Annotated in this window: 13 protein-coding genes; 8 read left to right on the top strand and 5 right to left on the bottom strand. The window is 70.2% G+C overall.

The window, feature by feature from the left end:
• Nucleotides 1-69 precede the first annotated feature (69 nt).
• The 7 genes from JIX55_RS45305 (at nt 70) to JIX55_RS45335 (ending at nt 9,380) form a co-directional block, all read left to right on the top strand.
• Nucleotides 70-426, top strand: a complete 357-nt coding sequence (locus tag JIX55_RS45305) for a PRC-barrel domain-containing protein (RefSeq protein WP_257569039.1) — start codon at nt 70-72, stop codon at nt 424-426.
• A 61-nt stretch (nt 427-487) separates the two neighbouring features.
• The gene (locus tag JIX55_RS45310; protein ID WP_257569040.1) at nt 488-658 is read left to right on the top strand and encodes a hypothetical protein; all 171 of its coding nucleotides are present in this window, start codon (nt 488-490) and stop codon (nt 656-658) included.
• Between the two features lie 651 nt (nt 659-1,309).
• A complete protein-coding gene (locus JIX55_RS45315) occupies nt 1,310-2,251 on the top strand; it encodes an amidohydrolase family protein (protein WP_257569041.1) in 942 nt (313 codons plus the stop codon).
• A 158-nt stretch (nt 2,252-2,409) separates the two neighbouring features.
• Nucleotides 2,410-3,597, top strand: coding sequence for an ROK family transcriptional regulator (locus JIX55_RS45320; protein ID WP_257569042.1), 1,188 nt, complete (start codon nt 2,410-2,412; stop codon nt 3,595-3,597).
• Nucleotides 3,598-3,761: 164 nt separating this feature from the next.
• Nucleotides 3,762-5,564: an alpha-galactosidase D gene (locus tag JIX55_RS45325; RefSeq protein ID WP_257569043.1), complete on the top strand. Its 1,803-nt coding sequence runs from the start codon at nt 3,762-3,764 to the stop codon at nt 5,562-5,564.
• 128 nt (nt 5,565-5,692) lie between these two features.
• Nucleotides 5,693-8,116 (top strand): glycoside hydrolase family 95 protein, encoded by a 2,424-nt coding sequence (locus tag JIX55_RS45330; protein ID WP_257569044.1) that lies wholly within the window; start codon nt 5,693-5,695, stop codon nt 8,114-8,116.
• Between the two features lie 4 nt (nt 8,117-8,120).
• On the top strand, nt 8,121-9,380 hold the full coding sequence (locus JIX55_RS45335) for an SGNH/GDSL hydrolase family protein (RefSeq protein WP_257569045.1): 1,260 nt from the start codon (nt 8,121-8,123) through the stop codon (nt 9,378-9,380).
• Between the two features lie 36 nt (nt 9,381-9,416).
• On the opposite strand, the gene JIX55_RS45340 is transcribed toward JIX55_RS45335, so the two are convergent.
• On the bottom strand, nt 9,417-10,367 hold the full coding sequence (locus JIX55_RS45340; protein WP_257569046.1) for an aminoglycoside phosphotransferase family protein: 951 nt from the start codon (nt 10,365-10,367) through the stop codon (nt 9,417-9,419).
• Nucleotides 10,368-10,531: 164 nt separating this feature from the next.
• On the opposite strand from JIX55_RS45340, the gene JIX55_RS45345 reads away from it, so the two are divergent.
• Complete coding sequence (locus JIX55_RS45345; protein ID WP_257569047.1) at nt 10,532-11,758, top strand: glycoside hydrolase family 88 protein; 1,227 nt, start codon at nt 10,532-10,534, stop codon at nt 11,756-11,758.
• A gap of 46 nt (nt 11,759-11,804) precedes the next feature.
• On the opposite strand, the gene JIX55_RS45350 is transcribed toward JIX55_RS45345, so the two are convergent.
• The 4 genes from JIX55_RS45350 to JIX55_RS45365 all read right to left on the bottom strand — a co-directional run bounded on the left by JIX55_RS45350 (nt 11,805) and on the right by JIX55_RS45365 (nt 18,433).
• Nucleotides 11,805-13,082 carry an alginate lyase family protein gene (locus JIX55_RS45350; RefSeq protein ID WP_257569048.1) on the bottom strand — a complete coding sequence of 426 codons (1,278 nt, stop codon included), beginning with the start codon at nt 13,080-13,082 and terminating at the stop codon, nt 11,805-11,807.
• Nucleotides 13,083-13,131: 49 nt separating this feature from the next.
• Entirely contained in the window at nt 13,132-14,808 is a 1,677-nt protein-coding gene (locus tag JIX55_RS45355) for a glycoside hydrolase family 55 protein (protein ID WP_257569049.1), read from the bottom strand.
• A gap of 225 nt (nt 14,809-15,033) precedes the next feature.
• Nucleotides 15,034-17,373: a glycosyl hydrolase family 95 catalytic domain-containing protein gene (locus JIX55_RS45360; protein ID WP_257569050.1), complete on the bottom strand. Its 2,340-nt coding sequence runs from the start codon at nt 17,371-17,373 to the stop codon at nt 15,034-15,036.
• A 175-nt stretch (nt 17,374-17,548) separates the two neighbouring features.
• Nucleotides 17,549-18,433, bottom strand: coding sequence for a PfkB family carbohydrate kinase (locus tag JIX55_RS45365; protein ID WP_257569051.1), 885 nt, complete (start codon nt 18,431-18,433; stop codon nt 17,549-17,551).
• Between the last annotated feature and the right edge of the window lie 84 nt (nt 18,434-18,517).

Raw genomic sequence — 18,517 nt, forward strand, 5'->3', positions numbered from 1 at the left:
GACCCGGACAGGGCCCGACCCGGACAGGGCCCGACCCGGACAGGGACCGACGCAGACAGGGAGCAGGGCATGATCCATCCCGCCGACATCCGTGAGTGGCGCAACCACGACGTGGTCGATCCGAAGCAGCGCAAGATCGGCATGCTGGAGGCGATCTACGTGGACACGACGACCGACGAACCGGCCGTGGCCACCGTCCGGACCGGACTGCCCACCCGCCAGCGGCTGGTTTTCGTCCCTCTCGACGAGGCGGTCCTCGGACCGGGCTACGTCAAGGTCTCCTACGACAAGGGACAGGTACGCAAAGCTCCCTCGATCGGGACGGACGACGTGCTGCCCGCCGAGCAGGAGGAAGAGATCTTCCGGCACTACGGCATGACGTACCGGCCGGGCGTGGGCGGCGAACGCCAGCTCGCCCGACGCTGACCGCCCCGCGCGCGACACGGCACGCGGCCCCAAGACAGGCGGACAAGGAGGTGTTCGAGTGATGGCGCTCTTCCTGCTGCTCGTCCTGGTGGCCATGGTGCTGGGAATCATCGGCGTGGCGGCGGAGGGACTGGGCTATCTGCTGGCCATCGGCATCGTGCTCTTCGTGGCCGACGTGGCCTTCTTCGTGGCGCGCGGAGCCCGGCGCGCCAGGCGGCGCTCCGTCCGGTGATCCGCCCACTCACACCGGTCCGACTGTCTCCTGAAGAGCCAACGGTCTCGTACCCGGTGTCGGGTGACGGCAGCGTCCTGACGGTGACGGACCCGCCGCCCTCGTAGGACGCGCACTTCTTGAGTGCCGGGTGACTCGGCCGGCCCTCCGGGCAGCCGAAGTCGTTCGCCCGTGTCCCGGACCGCACCCGCGTCGTCCGCCGTCGGCAGCCGGCTCCTGTCGAGCCCGGTCGACCTCCGTCCGCAGGACGCCGAATCCTCGGCGCTTCCTCCGCTGCGCTTCCGCCATGCGACCGGGTTTGCCCTGCGACCGCACTTCGACGGTTCGCCGCGGTACGGGTCCGACCGAGCCAGGACCCACGGCATTTCGGACCGGCGGGCCGAAGCCGGCAGCCGCGTCCGCTCGCTCCAGTCGGTTCGTCAGGTCTCCTGGCCGGCCTGCGTGGAGTCGTCACCGACCCCGCGCATACCCAGCAGCGCGGTGATGTCGCGGGCCGCGTGGGGGGGAGGGAGAAGTCGGCGAAGAGGTCGTCACCACGGCTTGTGCCGAGGCCCGGTCCACGTGGCCCGGAGGGCCGGGTGATGCATCCCTCATGGATCCCTTGTGCAAAGGTGTGGACCCGCCACCTCACCTGGGCCGATCGTGGGCGACATGGACGATCACCCCATCGCGCCTGTAGACCCTGCCGGTTCCGCCGAACCCGGTGACGTGTCCGTGGGGGATGAGGCCGACGAGGTACGCCGCTTCTGGGGTCGGCTGGGTCTTCCCGGGCTGGTCGACGTGCACACGCACTTCATGCCCGAGCGTGTCCTGCGGAAGGTGTGGGACTACTTCGACGCGCTCGGTCCGCTGACAGGTGGGCTCCAGTGGCCGATCACCTACCGGAAGGAGGAGACGGAACGGACGGCTCTGCTCCGGGAGTTCGGCGTACGGGCCTTCACCGCGATGCTCTACCCGCACAAGCCGGGCATGGCCAGATGGCTGAACGGCTGGGCGGCCGACTTCGCCCGCCGCACGCCCGACTGTCTGCACACCGCCACCCTCTACCCCGAGCCGGGCGTCGAGGCATACGTCCGGGAGGCCGTGGAGGCGGGCGCGCGCGTGTTCAAGGCGCATGTGCAGGTGGGGGCGTACGACCCGGCCGACGAACTCCTTCGGCGCGCATGGGGGTTGCTGGCCGAAGCCGGCATCCCTGTGGTGATCCACTGCGGCTCCGGGCCCGCGCCCGGTAAACACACCGGCCCCGAGCCGATAGCGCGGGTGCTGGCGCGGAATCCCCGGCTGCGGCTGGTCGTCGCGCACATGGGGATGCCGGAGTACGAGGAGTTCCTCGGTCTCGCCGAGCGGTACGGGGAGGTGCGGCTGGACACGACGATGGCGTTCACCGACTTCACCGAGGCGCTCACGCCGTTCCCCGGCCGGGCCATGCCCCGCCTGACCGGCCTCGGCGACCGCATCCTCCTCGGCTCCGACTTCCCCAACCTCCCCTACCCGTACCTGCACCAGCTGCACGCCCTGGAGCGGCTGGGTCTCGGGGAGGACTGGCTACGGGCCGTGTGCCACGACAACGCGGCAGGGCTGTTCGGGCTGTGAGAGCCCGTTCGTGATTTCCCGGCCGGCCGGCCGCCTCGTCGGGCAAGCGCCGAGCTGAGTGGGGATTCCAGGTGAACTGCCGTGGGCCGGCAGCAACTTCACAGGAATCGTGCTTCTTTTATTGACAGCGGAAAAGAAGTGCCCGTACGTTCCCGGCCATGCGCTCGACCCCGTCCTCGGAGGCGTTCCCGGCCCAAACGCCGGCCGCCGCCCAGATCTTCACCGTCGTGCTCTCCCACGGCCCGCTCGCCCGGGCGGAGATCGCACGGCGGGCCGGGCTGTCCCCCGCCGCGGTGACCAAGGCCGTCCGGCCTCTGATCGAGACGGGATACCTGGTGGAAGACATCGACGGGACGCCCCGGCCAGGGCTCGGCCGCCCCGCCAACCCCGTGCGGGTCGACGGCGGGCGCGCGCTGTTCCTCGGGGTCAAGGTGACCGGCGACGAGATCATCGCCGTACTGACCGATCTTCGCTGCCGCATCAGGCTCGCCCGGCACACCCCGCTGGCCGACCGACGGCCCGCGGGCGTACTCGCCACCCTGAGTGACCTGATCCTCGAACTGCTCACCGAAGCCGAAGGGTTCGGGGTGGCGGTCAAGGGCGTGGGGATCGCGGTCTCCGGCGATGTGGACCGCGCCGAGGGCATGGTGCGGTACTCCCCGTTCCTCGAGTGGCGGGACGTCCCGCTCGCGGACCTCGCCGCCATGACCGTCGGTCTGCCGGTCACCGTCGACAACGACGTCCGCGCGCTCACCGTCGCCGAGCAGTGGTTCGGCGCGGGTGCGGGCATGTCCGACTTCGCCCTGGTGACGGTGGGAGCCGGCATCGGATGTGGTCTCGTCGTGGGCGGCAGGGTCGTCTCCGGCGCGCATGGTGTGGCCGGTGAGATCGGGCATCTCTCCCTCGACCCGACGGGTCCGCGATGTCACTGCGGCAACCGGGGCTGTGTGGAGGCCATAGCCTCCGAGTCGGCGATCGTGCGCGACGTACGGGCGGAGACCGGCGTCGACGTGGCGGACGCGGCCGGGGCACTCGAACTCGCGCGCCGCGGTGATCCCGGAGCCCGGAAGGTGTACGCGCGGGCCGGCGTGGCCATCGGACGGGCCATCGGATCCATGGTCAATCTGCTCGGACCCGAGCGAGTGATCATCTCCGGCGAGGGACTCGCCGCCTACGACCTGTTCGCCGAGCACATCAGGGACGCCTTCGCCGCCTCCGCCTTCGGCGCCGCAGCGCGATGCGACCTCAGGACGCACCCGCTGCCCTTCGAGGAATGGGCACGTGGAGCGGCGGCCACCGCGATCCAGTCCTTCATCAGATCGGACACGCCCAAGGAGCAGGGATGACGCCGCAGAGCGGTATCGCGCCGAGGCTCGATCTCATCCGTTCGATGTCATGAGCACGTCATCCTGCATCCATGCCTTTCGTGCCGCGAACCCGCGTGCCCGCAGCCGACCCTCCCCAGCACCCCTCTCCCGCACGTCCTTCCACGACCCGGAGGTCGCCAGCCATGAGGTTGTCCCCCCACCGCACCGGCAGAACTCTCCTCGTACTCGCCCTGGTCACAGGCCTCGCGGCGTTCACCCCCGCCGCCACGGCCACCGACACCACCGGGGCCACGGACGCCGTCCCGGCACCGGCGGCGGCAAAGCCGTACATGGGCTGGACGAGCTGGAGCATGCAGTCCTCCAAGTACCCGGGGCTCAACCCCGACGGCGATTACAGCTATCTGACCGAGCGGAACGTCCTGAGGCAGGCCGACGCCCTCGCCGCCAAGCTCAAGCCGTACGGGTACGAGTACGTCAACATCGACGCCGGCTGGTGGCGCGACACGGACTGGAAGCCCCGCTTCGACGAGTACGGCAGACAGGCCGCCGACCCCGCGCGCTTCCCCCGCGGTATGAAGGCCGTCGCCGACGACCTCCACGCCAGGGGACTGAAGGCCGGCATCTATCTTCCGGTCGGGCTGGAGAAGGAGGCGTACGGCGAGGGCAAGGTCCCCCTCTGGAACGCCGAGGGCTGCACGACCGCCGACATCGTCCACGGCGACCTGCGCACCACCAACGGCTGGGACAGCGCATACAAGATCGACTTCTCCCGGCCGTGCGCCCAGAAGTACATCGACTCGCAGGCGCGGTTGTTCGCCGACTGGGGATACGACTTCCTGAAGCTGGACGGAGTCGGCCCCGGCTCGTTCAAGAGCGGCGAGAACTACGACAACGTCGCCGACGTCGCCGCGTGGCAGAAGGCGATCGCCGCCACCGGACGGCCGATCCACCTCGAACTGTCCTGGTCCCTCGACATCGGCCATGCCGCGGACTGGAAGCGGTACTCGAACGGCTGGCGCATCGACACCGACGTCGAGTGCTACTGCAACACCCTGGTCACCTGGGAGAACTCCGTCGAGGACCGCTGGGACGACACCCCCGCCTGGACCCGCCACGCAGGCCCCGGCGGCTGGAACGACCTGGACTCGCTCAATGTCGGCAACGGCCAGATGGACGGGCTCACAAAGGCCGAACGGCAGAGCTACGCCACCCTGTGGGCCATCGCCAAGTCGCCTCTCTACACCGGTGACGACCTGACGCGCCTCGACTCCTACGGGCTCTCCCTGCTCACCAACAAGGAGGTCATCGCGGTCAACCAGGGCGGCACCCCGCCCGCCCGGCCCCTCACCCCCTCCGACGATCAGCAGGTCTGGGCGGCCGAGAACCCCGACGGCAGCTTCACCGTCGCCCTGTTCAACCTGGGTGACGCGCCCGCGTCCGTGACCGCCGACTGGTCGGCCCTCGGCTTCTCCGGCAAGGCCAGGGTCCGTGACCTGTGGAACCACGAGAACCTCGGTACGTACCGGGACAAGGTCGCGCAGGCGCTGCCCGCGCACGGCTCGCGGCTGTTCACCGTCACCCCGCAGGGCCCGGCCCTGACGAAGACGGCCTACGAGGCGGAGGCCGGGAGCAACACCCTCAGCGGCAACGCCTCGGTGGCCGACTGCGGCGCCTGCTCCGGGGCCAGGAAGGTCGGCAACCTCTACCTCGGCGGCAAACTCACTCTGAACGGCGTCACGGTCCCGAAGGCGGGACGGTACGTCGTGGACATCGCCTACGTCAGCGGTGACGCGCGATCCGTGCGGATCTCCGCCAACGGCGGCGGCGCCACCAGCCACAAGTTCCCCTCCACGGGAGACTGGGGGACCGTCGAGACGGTCGGCGTGCCGCTCAACCTGAAGGCCGGCGCCAACACCATCACCTTCGACAGCGGTGACGGCTACGCCCCGGACATCGACCGGATCGACGTACCGGACCTTTCCTGACGGCCGATTTCCCGCAGCCGATTCCTGATGGCCGATTCCCGACGGCCGAGTTCTGCCGGTCGAGTCCTGACGGGCTCGGTCATCGAGCGCTCATGCCCTCACCCGCCCCTCCGCAAGGGAGTGCATCCTTGGACACCCGACGCACCGATCCGCCGGAACCCCTCCCCAGCAGACGGGGCCTCCTCTCCCTCGCCGCCGCCACCGGAGCCCTCGCCGCCCTCGGCGCGGTGCCCGCCTTCAGCGCCTCCGCCGCACCCGCGAGACCCGCCGCCTCCCCGATGCTGCCCGAGGGGGAGGGGGCCACCACCGAACTGTGGTGGCAGGCACCGGCCGACGACGGCTCGATGATCACCCAGGGCCTGCCGGTCGGCAACGGCCGCCTCGGCGCGCTCGTGAGCAACGACCCCGGCCGGGAGCGCCTCTTCCTCACCGACGCCACCATGTGGACCGGAGGACTCAACGCCACCCTGGACGACGACGGCCAGTTCCCCTACGCCCGCGAGAACTTCGGGTCGTTCACCCTGCTGGCCGAGCTGACCGTCGACATCCCCGACCACGACCTGTCGGCCGTCTCCGGCTACCGGCGCGCCCTCGACCTCCGCCAGGGCCTGGTCACCGCCTCCTACGTGCGCTCCGGCGTGACGTACCGGCGGAAGGTCTTCGCCAGCGCCCCCGACGACGTCATCGTCCTGCATTTCACCCAGGACGGCGGCGGGCGCTACACCGGCACCATCAGCCTGGACGGCACCCACGGCGAGACCACAACAGGCACCCACTCGGGCCGGTACGCGTCCTTCAGCGCGGAGTTTCCCAACCAACTGCGGTATGGGGCGGCCGTGACCGCGTACGGCAGCGGAGGAACCGTCGCCGTCGACGGAGCGCGGATCTCGTTCCGGAACTGCAAGAGCCTGACGGTGATCGTCGCCGGCGGCACCAACTACGCGCCCGACACCGCCAACGGCTACCGCAACCCGTCGCTCTACCCCCGCGGACTCGCCCGCACCAAGGTCCTCGACGCCGCCGAGCACTCCGCGACCACCCTGCTGCACACCCATGTCGCCGACCACCGCGAGCTGTTCGAGCGCATGCACGTCTCGCTCGGCACCTCCACCGCGCTCCAACGCGGCATGGACACCTGGGAACGGATCGGGGCCCGCCACACCGATGACACTCCCGATCCCGAACTCGAGGCCGCCTACCTGCAGTTCGGGCGCTACCTCATGATCGCCGGCTCGCGTGGCAGTCTGCCGCTCAACCTCCAGGGCCTCTGGCTCGACGGCAACGACCCGGACTGGATGGGCGACTACCACACCGACATCAACATCCAGATGAACTACTGGATGGCCGACCGGGCCGCCCTGTCCGACTGCTTCGACGCCCTCACCGACTACTGCCTGGCCCAGCTGCCCCCCTGGACCGACCTCACCCGCACCCACTTCAACGACCCCCGCAACCGCTACCGCAACTCCACCGGGAGGATCGCGGGCTGGACCGTGGCCATCTCCACCAACATCCATGGCGGCATGGGCTGGTGGTGGCACCCCGCCGGCAACGCCTGGCTGTGCAACTCCCTCTACGAGCACTACGAGTTCACCCAGGACCGCGCTCACCTCGCCCGCATCCACCCGATGCTGAAGGGCGCCTGTGAGTTCTGGGAGGCGCGCCTGCTGACCACGACCATCACCGATCCGGCCACGGGGGAGAAACGGGAAGTCCTCGTCGCGGACAGCGACTGGTCGCCCGAGCACGGTCCGCTCGACGCCAAGGGCATCACCTACGCCCAGGAACTCGTCCACACCCTGTTCGGCAACTACCGCACGGCGTGCGAGGCGCTGGGCAAGGACACGGCGTACGCCCGGACGGTCGCCGGCCTGCGGGACCGGCTCCACCTGCCACGAGTGAGCCCGACGACCGGCTGGCTGGAGGAGTGGATGTCCCCGGACAACCTGGGGGAGACCACCCACCGGCATCTGTCCCCCCTCGTCCAGTTGTTCCCCGGCGACCGCATCCGCCCGGACGGTTCGACACCTCGGAAGATCGTCGAGGGCGCCGCCGCGCTACTCACCGCGCGTGGCATGGAGAGCTTCGGCTGGGCGAACGCCTGGCGCAGCCTGTGCTGGGCCCGACTGAAGGACGCCGACAAGGCCTACCGACTCGTCGTGAACAACCTGCGGCCCTCCACCGGCGGCAGCAACGGCACCGCGCCCAACCTGTTCGACATCTACCAGGTCGAGCAAGGTCGCGGGATCTTCCAGATCGACGGCAACTTCGGCACACCCGCCGCGATCATCGAAATGCTGGTGTACTCGCGTCCCGGCCATGTCGAGCTGCTGCCCGCGCTGCCCGACGCGTGGGCCGCGTCCGGATCGATCACGGGCGTAGGTGTGCGCGGTGGCTTCACCCTGGATCTGAGCTGGAAGAACGGCAGGCCGACGGAGGCCACGGTGACGAGCGTCGGCGGACGCACGACCACCGTCGTGTACGGGGAGAGACCACGAAAGCTCACTCTGTCACCGGGCCGGTCCGTGACGCTGCGCGACCTGGGGCGGTGAACCGATGCGTCAGCACACACCCCGTCGCCCCGGCAAGCTGTGGGCGCTGCGCCGGCTCACCGTCCCGGTCGTCGCGCTGGTCACCGCCGCGCAGATGTTCACCGCCCCGGCGACGGCGGCCCTTGGCGAGGCTGCCGAGACGCACCAGATCGTCACCTGGGGTGCCAGCGCCGACCGCATGGGTGAGGCCGCCTCGAACCGCAGCCACCGGCTGATCGTGCGGACCAGCGTCGGAGGAACCGATCTGCGTATCCGCTTGTCCAATGCCTTCGGTGACCGGCCCCTGACCTTCGGCCAGGCGTACGCGGGGGTGCAGCAGGAGGGCGCCGCCCTGGTCCGGGGCAGCAACCGCCGCATGACGTTCGGCGGCGAGCGGTCCGTCACCGTGCCGGCCGGTGAAACCGTCCTCAGCGATCCACTGCCCGGACCCCTGCCCGCCGCGACCTCGCTGGTGGTCAGCCTGTACGTGGCCGAGGCCGGCGGCCCGGCGACGGGTCACGGCATGGCCATGCAGACCTCCTACACCACCGAGGGCGACCACGCGGCGGAGGAGAGTGCGGACAACTGGACCGGAACCACCGGCTCCTGGTTCTACCTCGACGCCGTCACCGTACGGACCCGCTCGGACGTCGGCGCGGTCGTCGCCCTGGGTGACTCCATCACCGACGGCTGGCAGTCCACCACCGACAAGAACCGCCGCTGGCCCGACTACCTGGCCCGCCGTTTGCGGGCCGACCCCGACACCGACATCAAGGGAGTGGCCAACGAGGGAATCTCCGGCAACAAGGTTCTCGCCGACGGAGCCGGGCAGAGTGCCCTGAACAGACTGCACCGGGACGTGCTCTCCCACCCCGGCCTCCGCACCCTCCTCGTCTTCGAGGGCGTGAACGACGTCAAGGCCCACACCGGTGTCACGGCCGAGGACCTGATCGCCGGCTACCGACGGATCATCGACCGCGCACACGCGGCCGGCGTGTGTGTCGTCGGGGCGACGGTGGGACCGTTCAAGGGCTGGTACGAGTGGGACGCACCGGCCGAGGCCGTACGGCAGGAGGTCAACGCATACATCCGCTCCAGCGGCGAGTTCGACGCGGTGGCGGACTTCGATCGCGTCCTGCGCAGCCCGTACGATCACGAGCGGCTCCTGCCGTTCTTCGACAACGGCGATCACGTGCACCCCAACGACACCGGCATGCAGGCGATGGCCGACGCGGTACGGATCGCGGACCTCTCCTGCGACCGCCGAGCCACACCGATCCGATGAGCACGTCCGGGCGTCACTCGTCGGTACCCGTCGATGTCATCCGGCCATGCCGCCGGCGAACGGCATGGTCTGCCACTGGTCGACGGCCGGCTTCAAGTAGTCCGACAACTGGGGCAGTTGCGGTACGAGCGTGAGGGAGGCGATGGCTCGCAGCATCCCCACGGCGTTCACGAAGTTCAGGACGTCCTGGTTCAGGGGCCGCATGCCGTTGCGCCGCGCACCCCGGTCGTAGGCGGCTTCCAGGGTGGGTCCGAGAGCGGCCAGGTCCCACTCGACGGGGCCCAGCGTGACCAGCTCGAAGTCGGCGTAAAGGTCCCCGTCCACCCCGGAGAAGATGTTCGCGGGCGGGGAATCGCCGTGAATCGGCTGGAGGTCGATCCCCGGGAACCTCCTTTCGAACTCCGTACGTGAGCGGACGAGGGGTTCCAGGACCTGCCACTCGCGGCGTGCGCGGTCGAGATCGGCCGGGCCGAGGAGATCGGGGTGCTGTTCCAGCAGAGCGAGGCTGTCCGCGACGAACTCAGGGTCGGCCGAGGACAGGAAGGACAGCCGGCCAGGGTAGCCGCGCATCGCGGCGTGCAGGTCGGCGGTGAGGTCGGAGTTCGCCGCGTAGTCGGGCTCCTTGTCCCGGTCCTCCTCGACGAACTGCCAGAACGTCATCGAGAGCCCGTCGCGCTGAACGGGCTCCAGTGGCACGAGCGGGCTGGGCGGGATCACGGGCGTTCCCTGGTCCGCGAGCCACCGCGTCACGTCGAGTTCCGCCTGCTGGCGGCGCGCCAGGGCGGCGGGGCTCGCGTGGCGTGGCAGGACGGTGGGAATCCGGGCCACGACCGGCGAGGGCGCGAGGTGGACCACGACGGAGAACAGGTCGTGGAGCACGTCGGCCTCGGTCACGGTGAGCCCGAGAGCGCGCCCGGCTCCGACAGCCGCGTCGACTGCGGCGGAGGTGCGGTGGGCCATGTGCTGTGGTGTCGCCAACTCAGTCACGGCTCGATCGTCGCACGCGACCAGGGTCGGGCGGGTCGTGGCCAGGAACCTGCCCCATCGATGTTCACACTGATGAACATTGCTCACGTGGGTGTACATCGCCGGGGCCTCCGTGTAACGCTCGGTCAACTCCTATCTACCGCTGCTCAGTTGGAGGCGTGGACATGAGTGTTTCCCGACGCAGTGTGCTGACTACGGCTGCCGGTGCCGCGGTCGTATGCGCTTCCCCGACGCCGGCGGTGGGTGCGGTCGGCGACCGGATTCCGGCACCCGCCCTGCGCACGCTCCGCGCAGCCGCCGACTACGCCGTCGAGAAGATCCACACCGTCGCGCCGAGCGTGACGGCCTTCCCGGTCGGGACGAAGTTCGAGAAATGGGTCTACTCGCAGAACGGCGGCTGGGTCGGCGGGTTCTGGCCGGGAACACTGTGGATGGCGTGGCTGCACACCGAGGACGACGCCTTTCGCTCGTGGGCACTGGCGTCGGCGGAGAAACTGGCCCCTCGTCAGTACGACACGGGCACGCACGACCTCGGCTTCCTCTTCTACCCGTCGTGGGTCACCGCCTGGCGGCTGACGGGCGACGACGCATGGCGGACGGGCGCCGTACGGGCCGCCGACTCCCTGATCCAGCGGTACAACCCGCGCGGGCGCTTCATCCGCGCGTGGGGCGCGCTGACCGATCCGACGAACGCGGGCCGGGTCATCATCGACACGATGATGAATCTCGACCTGCTCGCGTTCGCGAGCCGGCAGACCGGCGACGCGAAGTATCTGGACATCGCCGTGGAGCACACGAAGACCACCCAGCGGGTCTTCCCACGCCCGGACGGATCGACCCCGCACGTGTTCGACTTCGACCCGGACAGCGGTGCGCCGATCGGCCCGAACACCGTGCAGGGCTACAGCCCCACGTCGTGCTGGTCGCGCGGACAGGCATGGGGACTGTACGGATTCACCACGATGTACCGGCGGACCGGGAACGATGAGTTCCTGGCCACCGCACGCAGACTCGCGGACTTCGCGGTGCGGGCCCTGACGCCGGACCACATTCCGGTGTGGGACTACCGGGCGCCGCAACAGCCCCACGACATCAAGGACGCGTCGGCCGGCGCGATCACGGCATGCGGACTTCTCGACCTGTCCGCGGCCACCGGCAGGCGCTCGTACCGTGAGGTGGCGCTCCGCCTGCTCACCGCGCTGGCGGAGACCTGCCTGACGAGGAACTCCGCCCGCGCGGAGGCGGTCGTGGCCCGCTGCACGCGCCACCGGCCGAACGAGGACGGAATCGAGATCTCCCTCCCTTACGCCGACTACTACCTGCTCGAAGGCATCCTGCGGGTGCTGCGGCCACGGGATGTCGACCGGGCGATCGACCTGTCCACGGTCTGACGGCCACCGCGGGACGCCCTCGGAGCAGGGCAGCCGACGGCGCTGATCAGCCCGCGATGGAGTCCAGCTGTTCCGCCGCCGGACGCAGCACCCACAGGTCACCGCCCGGTGGCTCCTCCAGCGACGGAACCGCCCTTCGCGCCCGCGCGTCACCGGCGTCGGCGGCCGCGTGGACGACGTCGGTCGCCGCGTACCGGAGGAATCCGAGCTCCGGATGCGGCCAGGCGGCGGATGCCGTCGCGGCGGGCAACAGGTAGTCCACCGCCTTGAACAGGCTCTGCCCGTCCGGGCCCCGGTACGCCCACAGATCCACGCCGACGTGCCGGCCGATGGCCGCGAGCCGGGTGTGGGCCACCAGGGCGAAGGTCGAGTAGTGCCAACTCCTGGTCCGCGTCAGCTCCTGCGGCTGGCTGCCGTCGGACGCGATCTGCGGCGCGATGCGCGCGCTCCGGGCGTTCAGGACCGTTCGACGGGCCAGGGCCTTGTCGCCGGTCGCGTAGGCGAGTGCGGCGAGCTGCATGTCGTAGAAGGTGCCGTGGTTGTTGGTCGCGCTGCTCTCCTCCTTGCCGAAGTCGCTGTTCTTGAGCCAGTCGAGGAAGTCGGTGTTCCACTTCGCCATACCGGTGCGGTCCGTCCTGGTCCAGCCCGGGGCGCCGGTGTCCAGCAGGGCGAGCGCGTCGAGGACGCTGGTGAACGACTGCGAGAAGTCGATGATGCCGATGGCCCGACCGTCGTACTTGCAGGGAATGAACTGCGCGTGGTTCAGGTTCGGGTTCATCCTCGTGGCCGGATCGAGGAACCAGGTGCGCAGGACCTGCCCGGCCTTCTCGGCGTACCGCTTCTCGCCGGTGTAGTACCAGGCGAGGGAGAGGTCGTACGCGGCGTCGAAGGTCTTCTCGACGTCCCTTCGGTCGGTGCCGGAGTCGACCTCGGGGTTGCGCTCGCCGTCGCGTTGGACGTACGGGCAGCCCCAGGGGTTGTCGGCGGTCGGGGGTCGGGAGGGCCACCAGTACGGGGCCTGGCTGAGGTAGTCGTGGATGTCGCCGCCGGGCGCGGGCCTCGGCTTGTCGACGACCGTCCAGGGGCCCTGGTCCAGCCACTTGTCGGCGCGGTCCGTCAACCCCCTCACCGCTTGCCGCAGTTGAGGGTCGCCACGATCCAGGCGGAGTTTGGTCCGGTGCAGTCGGGTGCCGTCCAGTACGGCGGTGTGCGGGACCTCGGGCGTGGCATGTGCCGTCACCCGCGCCGAGGCGGCGGGGACGGCGCCGGCGGCCGACGCGACGAGGGCCACCAGGAGGACGCCCAGACGTGATGGTGCGCTCATCGATCCACTCCGTTCATGTGGGTGAACGTGCGGTGCGGTGATTCGCGTGCTACAGCGCGCGCTGTGCCTCGTGCAGGTTGCGCGGCCTCACCGCGTGCGGGCTGCCGTAGCACTCCAGGCGCGTACGCAGGTCACCCGTGAAGTCGGGGACGTCGATCTGGTCGAACTCCCTGACCTCGTCGATGCCGACGGTGGCGGAGTACGGCGCCACGCCGTCGATCTTGACCAGGCCCGCCCGGGCGTTGGTGACGCGGATGTTCCAGTGGGTGAAGCGGGCGCCGAACAGGGGGCCGGCGCTCGCGTCACCACCGTGGCGGCCGTTGTTGTTGACGGTGATGTCGGTGCGGACATTGGCGAAGGGCAGACCGCGGTGGCTGTCGAAGGTGCCCATCCGCATGTCGCCGCGGGACCAGACGTTGTACGAGGACAGCCCCTCGACGTTGATGCCGTGCAGTTGGGTGTTCGAGGGTGCGGGGCCGGTGCGCTCCTCGATCGTGAAGTCCTCGACGAGGTTGTCGTGCGAGCCCTCGCGGCAGAAGTAGGGGTGATGGGAGCCGCGGCCGGTGACACGTGTCCGTCGCAGGGTGCACGCGGAGGCGGACACGAGGCCGAAGCCGTTGTCGACGTGGCGGACCGTCACGTCGTCCACCCAGCAGTCGTACGCGCACTGCAGGACGACCCCGTTGTGGCCCTTGTCCAGCAGATGCGGCTGCTGCGGCGTCTCCGTCGCTTCCAGGGTCAGGCCCTCCACCCCAGATCCCGTCAACTCAGGTACGTGCGTGGTCAGTTGAGGGCTCCACTCCGGACGCACGTCGAGCGGGAGCGGGCGTTCGAGGGTGACCTTGCGGCCCCGGACCCCGGCGATGCGGACGGGCCACTCGTAGGGGACGTACGACGTCAGTTTCGTCTTGTCGTCCCAGAAATAGGCCTCGGGACCCGGGCCGCCACCGCACATGTGCTCGAGGAGCGTGTGGTCCGCGTCGTCGGCGAGCCGGAGGAGCACCAGGGCGCCGGGGCGCAGCGACGACGCGTCGGTCACCGTGATCGTCCATGAACCCCGCCGGGCCGGAGCGACCGCCGTGAGCGGACGCCATTCGTCGCGCCTGTTGCCCGTCCAGCCCTCGAAGGGCCATGCCTTCGCCCGGATCGCCGCGACGAGCGAGGCCCAGCGGGCCTTGGGGGCCAGCCAGATCAGGCCGCCCGCCCATGACCAGCCCGACTTGTCGCCGCCGTAGCGGGAGCCGTACACCCCGATCAGCTCGGTGAGGTTCTTCGTCGCGTACAGCGTCGTACGGCCGCTGCCGGCGCCCTTGAGGATCACGTTCGAGCGGTCCAGGCGGATCACGTCGTCGATCCGGAACGTGCCGGGCGGGATGGTGACCGTGCCACCGCCGGCCCTGCCGGCAGCGGCGATGGCACGGTTGATCGCGGGGGCGGAGTCCAGCGTGCCGTCCGCCACGGCGCCGAAATCGCGTACGTCGGCGACAGTCGGGCGGCGGGGGAGGCGGACCGCTCCGCCGCGGCAGCCTGCTCGGCCGATGTACGGGATCTGCGGGTGCGTGAAGGGTGTGCGCCTGAACTCCCGCCAGAGGACCGGGGTGTCGGCCGACGACCCGGCACCCGGGCCGGCGGCCCGTGCGGTGCCCGACCCCGCGGCCCACGCGGTACCGGCGTCGGCGGCTACGGCTATGGCGCTTCCCAGCAGGCCTCGCCTGGTCATGCTCATGACATTCTCACTGCCTGTGGCGGCAGTCGTGTGCGCGTCTCTCATGCCCGTTCGCCCTTCCCATGGTCTTTCATGGATGTGAACGACGTTCAGATTTGCGTCGACCCGAGAGCATGCCACGGCGCTCTTGAGCAAGGAAGGGCTCGTGCGGCGTTAGTTGGTTCGGACCTGCGAGAGGGGGGCGGCGGTGCCGGGTCAGGTGAGTGAACCGTCCGCCGCCCCGGCTCAGATCGCGGGCAGCCCCCAGCGGGGCGCGTCCTCGTTCGGGCGTACGGGCGTGACGGTCAGGTCGGGCCGGTCGCCCTTGGCGGTGATCAGCGCCGAATCGCCCTCGCGCAGGGAGATCCGGATCGCGCCGTCGCCGGCGGCGGAGTACCGCAGCGGGCGGCCCCGCCCGTCCCGTACGTCGATCGGTCCCGCGATCCCGTGCCGTACGACGCAGGGGGCGCCCGCCTCGCTGACCAGTCGCACCCAGCGGGTGGTGCCGCCCTGGCGGCGTGCGCTGAGCAGGAAGGCGCCCTGCGTACGGAACTGGTGCACCATCAGGTCGCTCCAGGCGGCGGGCAGGGCGGGGAACACCCTGATGACGCCGCCCCACGACTGGCACACCATGTCGTGCAGTGACTGGGCGGCGGACAGCGGCGTCTCGATGACCGGCCCGGACTCCTTGTACATGGTGTTGGGCTGGATGAAGCGGGTCATGAGTTCGCCGAGGTACCGCAGCGCGTCCTCGCCCTTGCCGAGCAGCGCGGACATCGAGGCGGCGCCGGTGAAGGTGTAGCCCTGGAGGGCGCCCTCGAAGCCCACCCAGTGCGCCAACGACGTCTCGATGAGGGCCCGTTCGTCGGGGGTGGCGCCGGTCACCTCGTACAGCGGGTAGACCGCGAGCAGGTGGGAGTAGTGGCGATGGGACTTCGCGAAGGGGAGGTCCGCGCCGATCATGAACCCGTTGGCGTCCGTCGGATAGGGCGCCCGCTTCATGAGCACCTCGCGCCAGCGCGGTGCCAACGAGTCGTCGACACCCAGCAGTTCGGCGGTTTCGAGGAGGGTGCGGCAGCCCCAGGTCAGGAGCATCAGGTCGTAGTTGCAGTCGCGTGAGTTGCCGCCGTACTCCGGGGAGAAGGTGGCGGGCAGGTGCAGTCTGCCGTCCGGGCCGGGCTCCAGGAAGTGCAGGTAGTAGTTGATCGCCCCCCGCAGGAGCGGGAAGAGCACCTCCCGGAGGATCCGCTGGTCCATCGTGTGGCGGTAGCTGAGCCAGACGTTGTGCAACGCCCAGGTCAGATTGCCGACTTCGGGGGTCGGCGGGTCCTGGCCGGGGATGCCGACGCCGTACCCCATCAGGGCGCTGGCCGCGCCGTTGACGAGCTGGGGATCGGTGGTGCGGGGAATGCCGAGCGAGTCGACGCGGTACGGCGTCGGCACCTCCTTGGCCAGGTTGTTCCGGAACTCGCTCAACGCCCGGGTGAGCGCGTCGAGTTCGAGGTGGTTGGAGCCGTGGATGAGCCAGTACTCCAGCTGCGCGTTCAGGTTCCACCAGGTGTTGGGCCACGGCGTGGGTTCCAGCCAGGGCCCGCACGTCGCCATCACCGGGGCGTCGCGGCGGGCCGCGGAAGCGGTCTTGTAGAGCTGGATCCAGTAGAAGCGCTGGATGCGGGCGTCGGGGACGGACAGGAAGCTCTTGCGGTAGTAGGCGTGCCACCACGCGCGGTGGGGCACGGCCAGGGCGGCGTAGGGCAGTCGGTCCGCGGCGCGGACGGCTGTGAGGGCCCGGCCCAGGGCCGTGGTGCGCGGGAACGAGTGCGCGACGTGCGCGTACAGCGTCCGCGTCCGGCCCCTGGTCCGCTCCCGCCACGCGGTGACATGCTGCCCGCCCGCCAGCAGCGGCTGTACGGCGGCGCTCACGCCGTCGTGGTCGGCGACCTCGGCGGGCGGGTTGCCCTGGTAGCCGTCCGGCAGCGGCCTGAAAGCAGCCCGCGGACTGATCGCGTCCGCCGGGTGGAACACCCAGCGGAAGCCCTGCTCGCCCTCGCTCGGCGTCACTTCCACGGCGAGGACGGAGCGGTCGTTGTGCACGAGCGCTCGCAGGGACAGCGTGCCCCTTTCCGTGGTGAGCGTGCCGGTCAACTCGGCGTCGCGCAGGGACAGTCGCCAGTCCAGGCCGGTGATCGCGCCCACCGGCTCCAGCGTGAAGTAACCGATCGGCAGCCGGGCCAGGCCGAACAGGGAGCCGAACTCGGGTCGGTGGTCCTGCACTTCGGAGTGCTGGATGTTGAAGCGCACGGCCGTCGACGTGGCGCCGGGTTCGGCGTAGATCCCGGAGCCGAGGTACCCGTTGCCGAGGAACGGGCCTTCGTACCAGGTCGTCGGCATCCGCCGCCAGACCAGATCGGCGTCGTCGAGCACGGTGTGCCAGGGGTCGGCAAGGGCCGCGGCGGCCTCGGCTTGGCCGGCCTCGGCCGCTGCCGCCTGCGTGGGCAGACCCGAAGTGAGCAGGACGCCACCCAGGGCGGATCCGGTGGCGAGGACGGTACGTCTGGATGGATCGGGCGCGGAAGGAGAGGGCATGGTGCCTCCAAACAGGCTCACGCGAATCATCGGAGCTATACCGCGTTGCAACATAGGGATGGGGCGAGTACGCGTCAATGCGAAGGGATAGCTCCGATGTGTTGACTGCTGTGCGCCAAGACGTGCGGCGATGGGATCGGCGAACGGCGGGGGCCGGTCGCCGGGGTGCGCCGGCTCACCCTCCCCGCATCCACGCCCGGGTTCCGAACGAGGCACATGCCCGCGAGGCCACCGCGGCCGCACCGCGCAGGGCCTCGACGAAGCCTTCCGATGTCAAGTCGCCCTGAACCGCGAGACGATGCGCGAGAGCCCCGTGCAGGACGTCACCCGCGCCCAGCGTGTCCGCGACCCGTACGGCAGGAACGTCCACCGTGCCCTCGCCGTCGGGGCCCGCCCACACGATGGGTTGCCCTCCCCGGCTGACCGCCGACCAGCCGACCCCGTGGGCCCGCAGGAACCGCAGGGTGTCCGTCGGCGTGTCCGTACCGGGCGGGTGGAAATCGTCCGAGCAGACGGCGACGTCGATCGACGGCAGCAGCTTCTCCGTGCCGGCCTTCCAACTGCCCCCGTCGAGGACCGTCCGACGGCCGGCGGCACGCGCGGCGCGGGCGGCGGTCAAGGCCAACTCCCTGTGGTGGCCGTCGAATTCGACGATGTCGCAGGCCGCCACCAGCGCTTCGAGATCGTCGGGCGGCGCGAGTCGGTACCCTGTCGCATTGGTCGAGGCGACGGCACGCTCCCCACTGGACGCGGTCACCACGATGGACGACACGGCGGGCGGCTCGACCGAGTCAGCTGCCAGGTCCGCCACCGTCACACCCAGCCGGTCCAGGTCCGTCGCGACAGCGGCCCCCAGCGGATGGCAGCCGATCGCGGTGAGCAGGGTGGCCGCCCCGCCCAAGTGCGCGAACGTCGCGGCCGCGTTCGCGGCGGGACCGCCTGCGGCCACGACCTGCTGATGAGCCGTCAGTTTCTCGTTGGGGCCCGGCGCGTGATCGACGAGCTGGATGACATCCAGCGTGCACAGGCCGACGAACAGACCTTCAGGGCGTCCCCGCATCGCTGCCTCCACCGTCCCGCGCACTGACTCCGCCAAGGTCTTCCCACTCTCCTGCCGCCTGATCGCCTCGGCGACCCGTTCTCC

Origin of the sequence: Streptomyces sp. DSM 40750, from assembly GCF_024612035.1 — a bacterium.
In the GTDB taxonomy this organism is placed as follows: domain Bacteria; phylum Actinomycetota; class Actinomycetes; order Streptomycetales; family Streptomycetaceae; genus Streptomyces.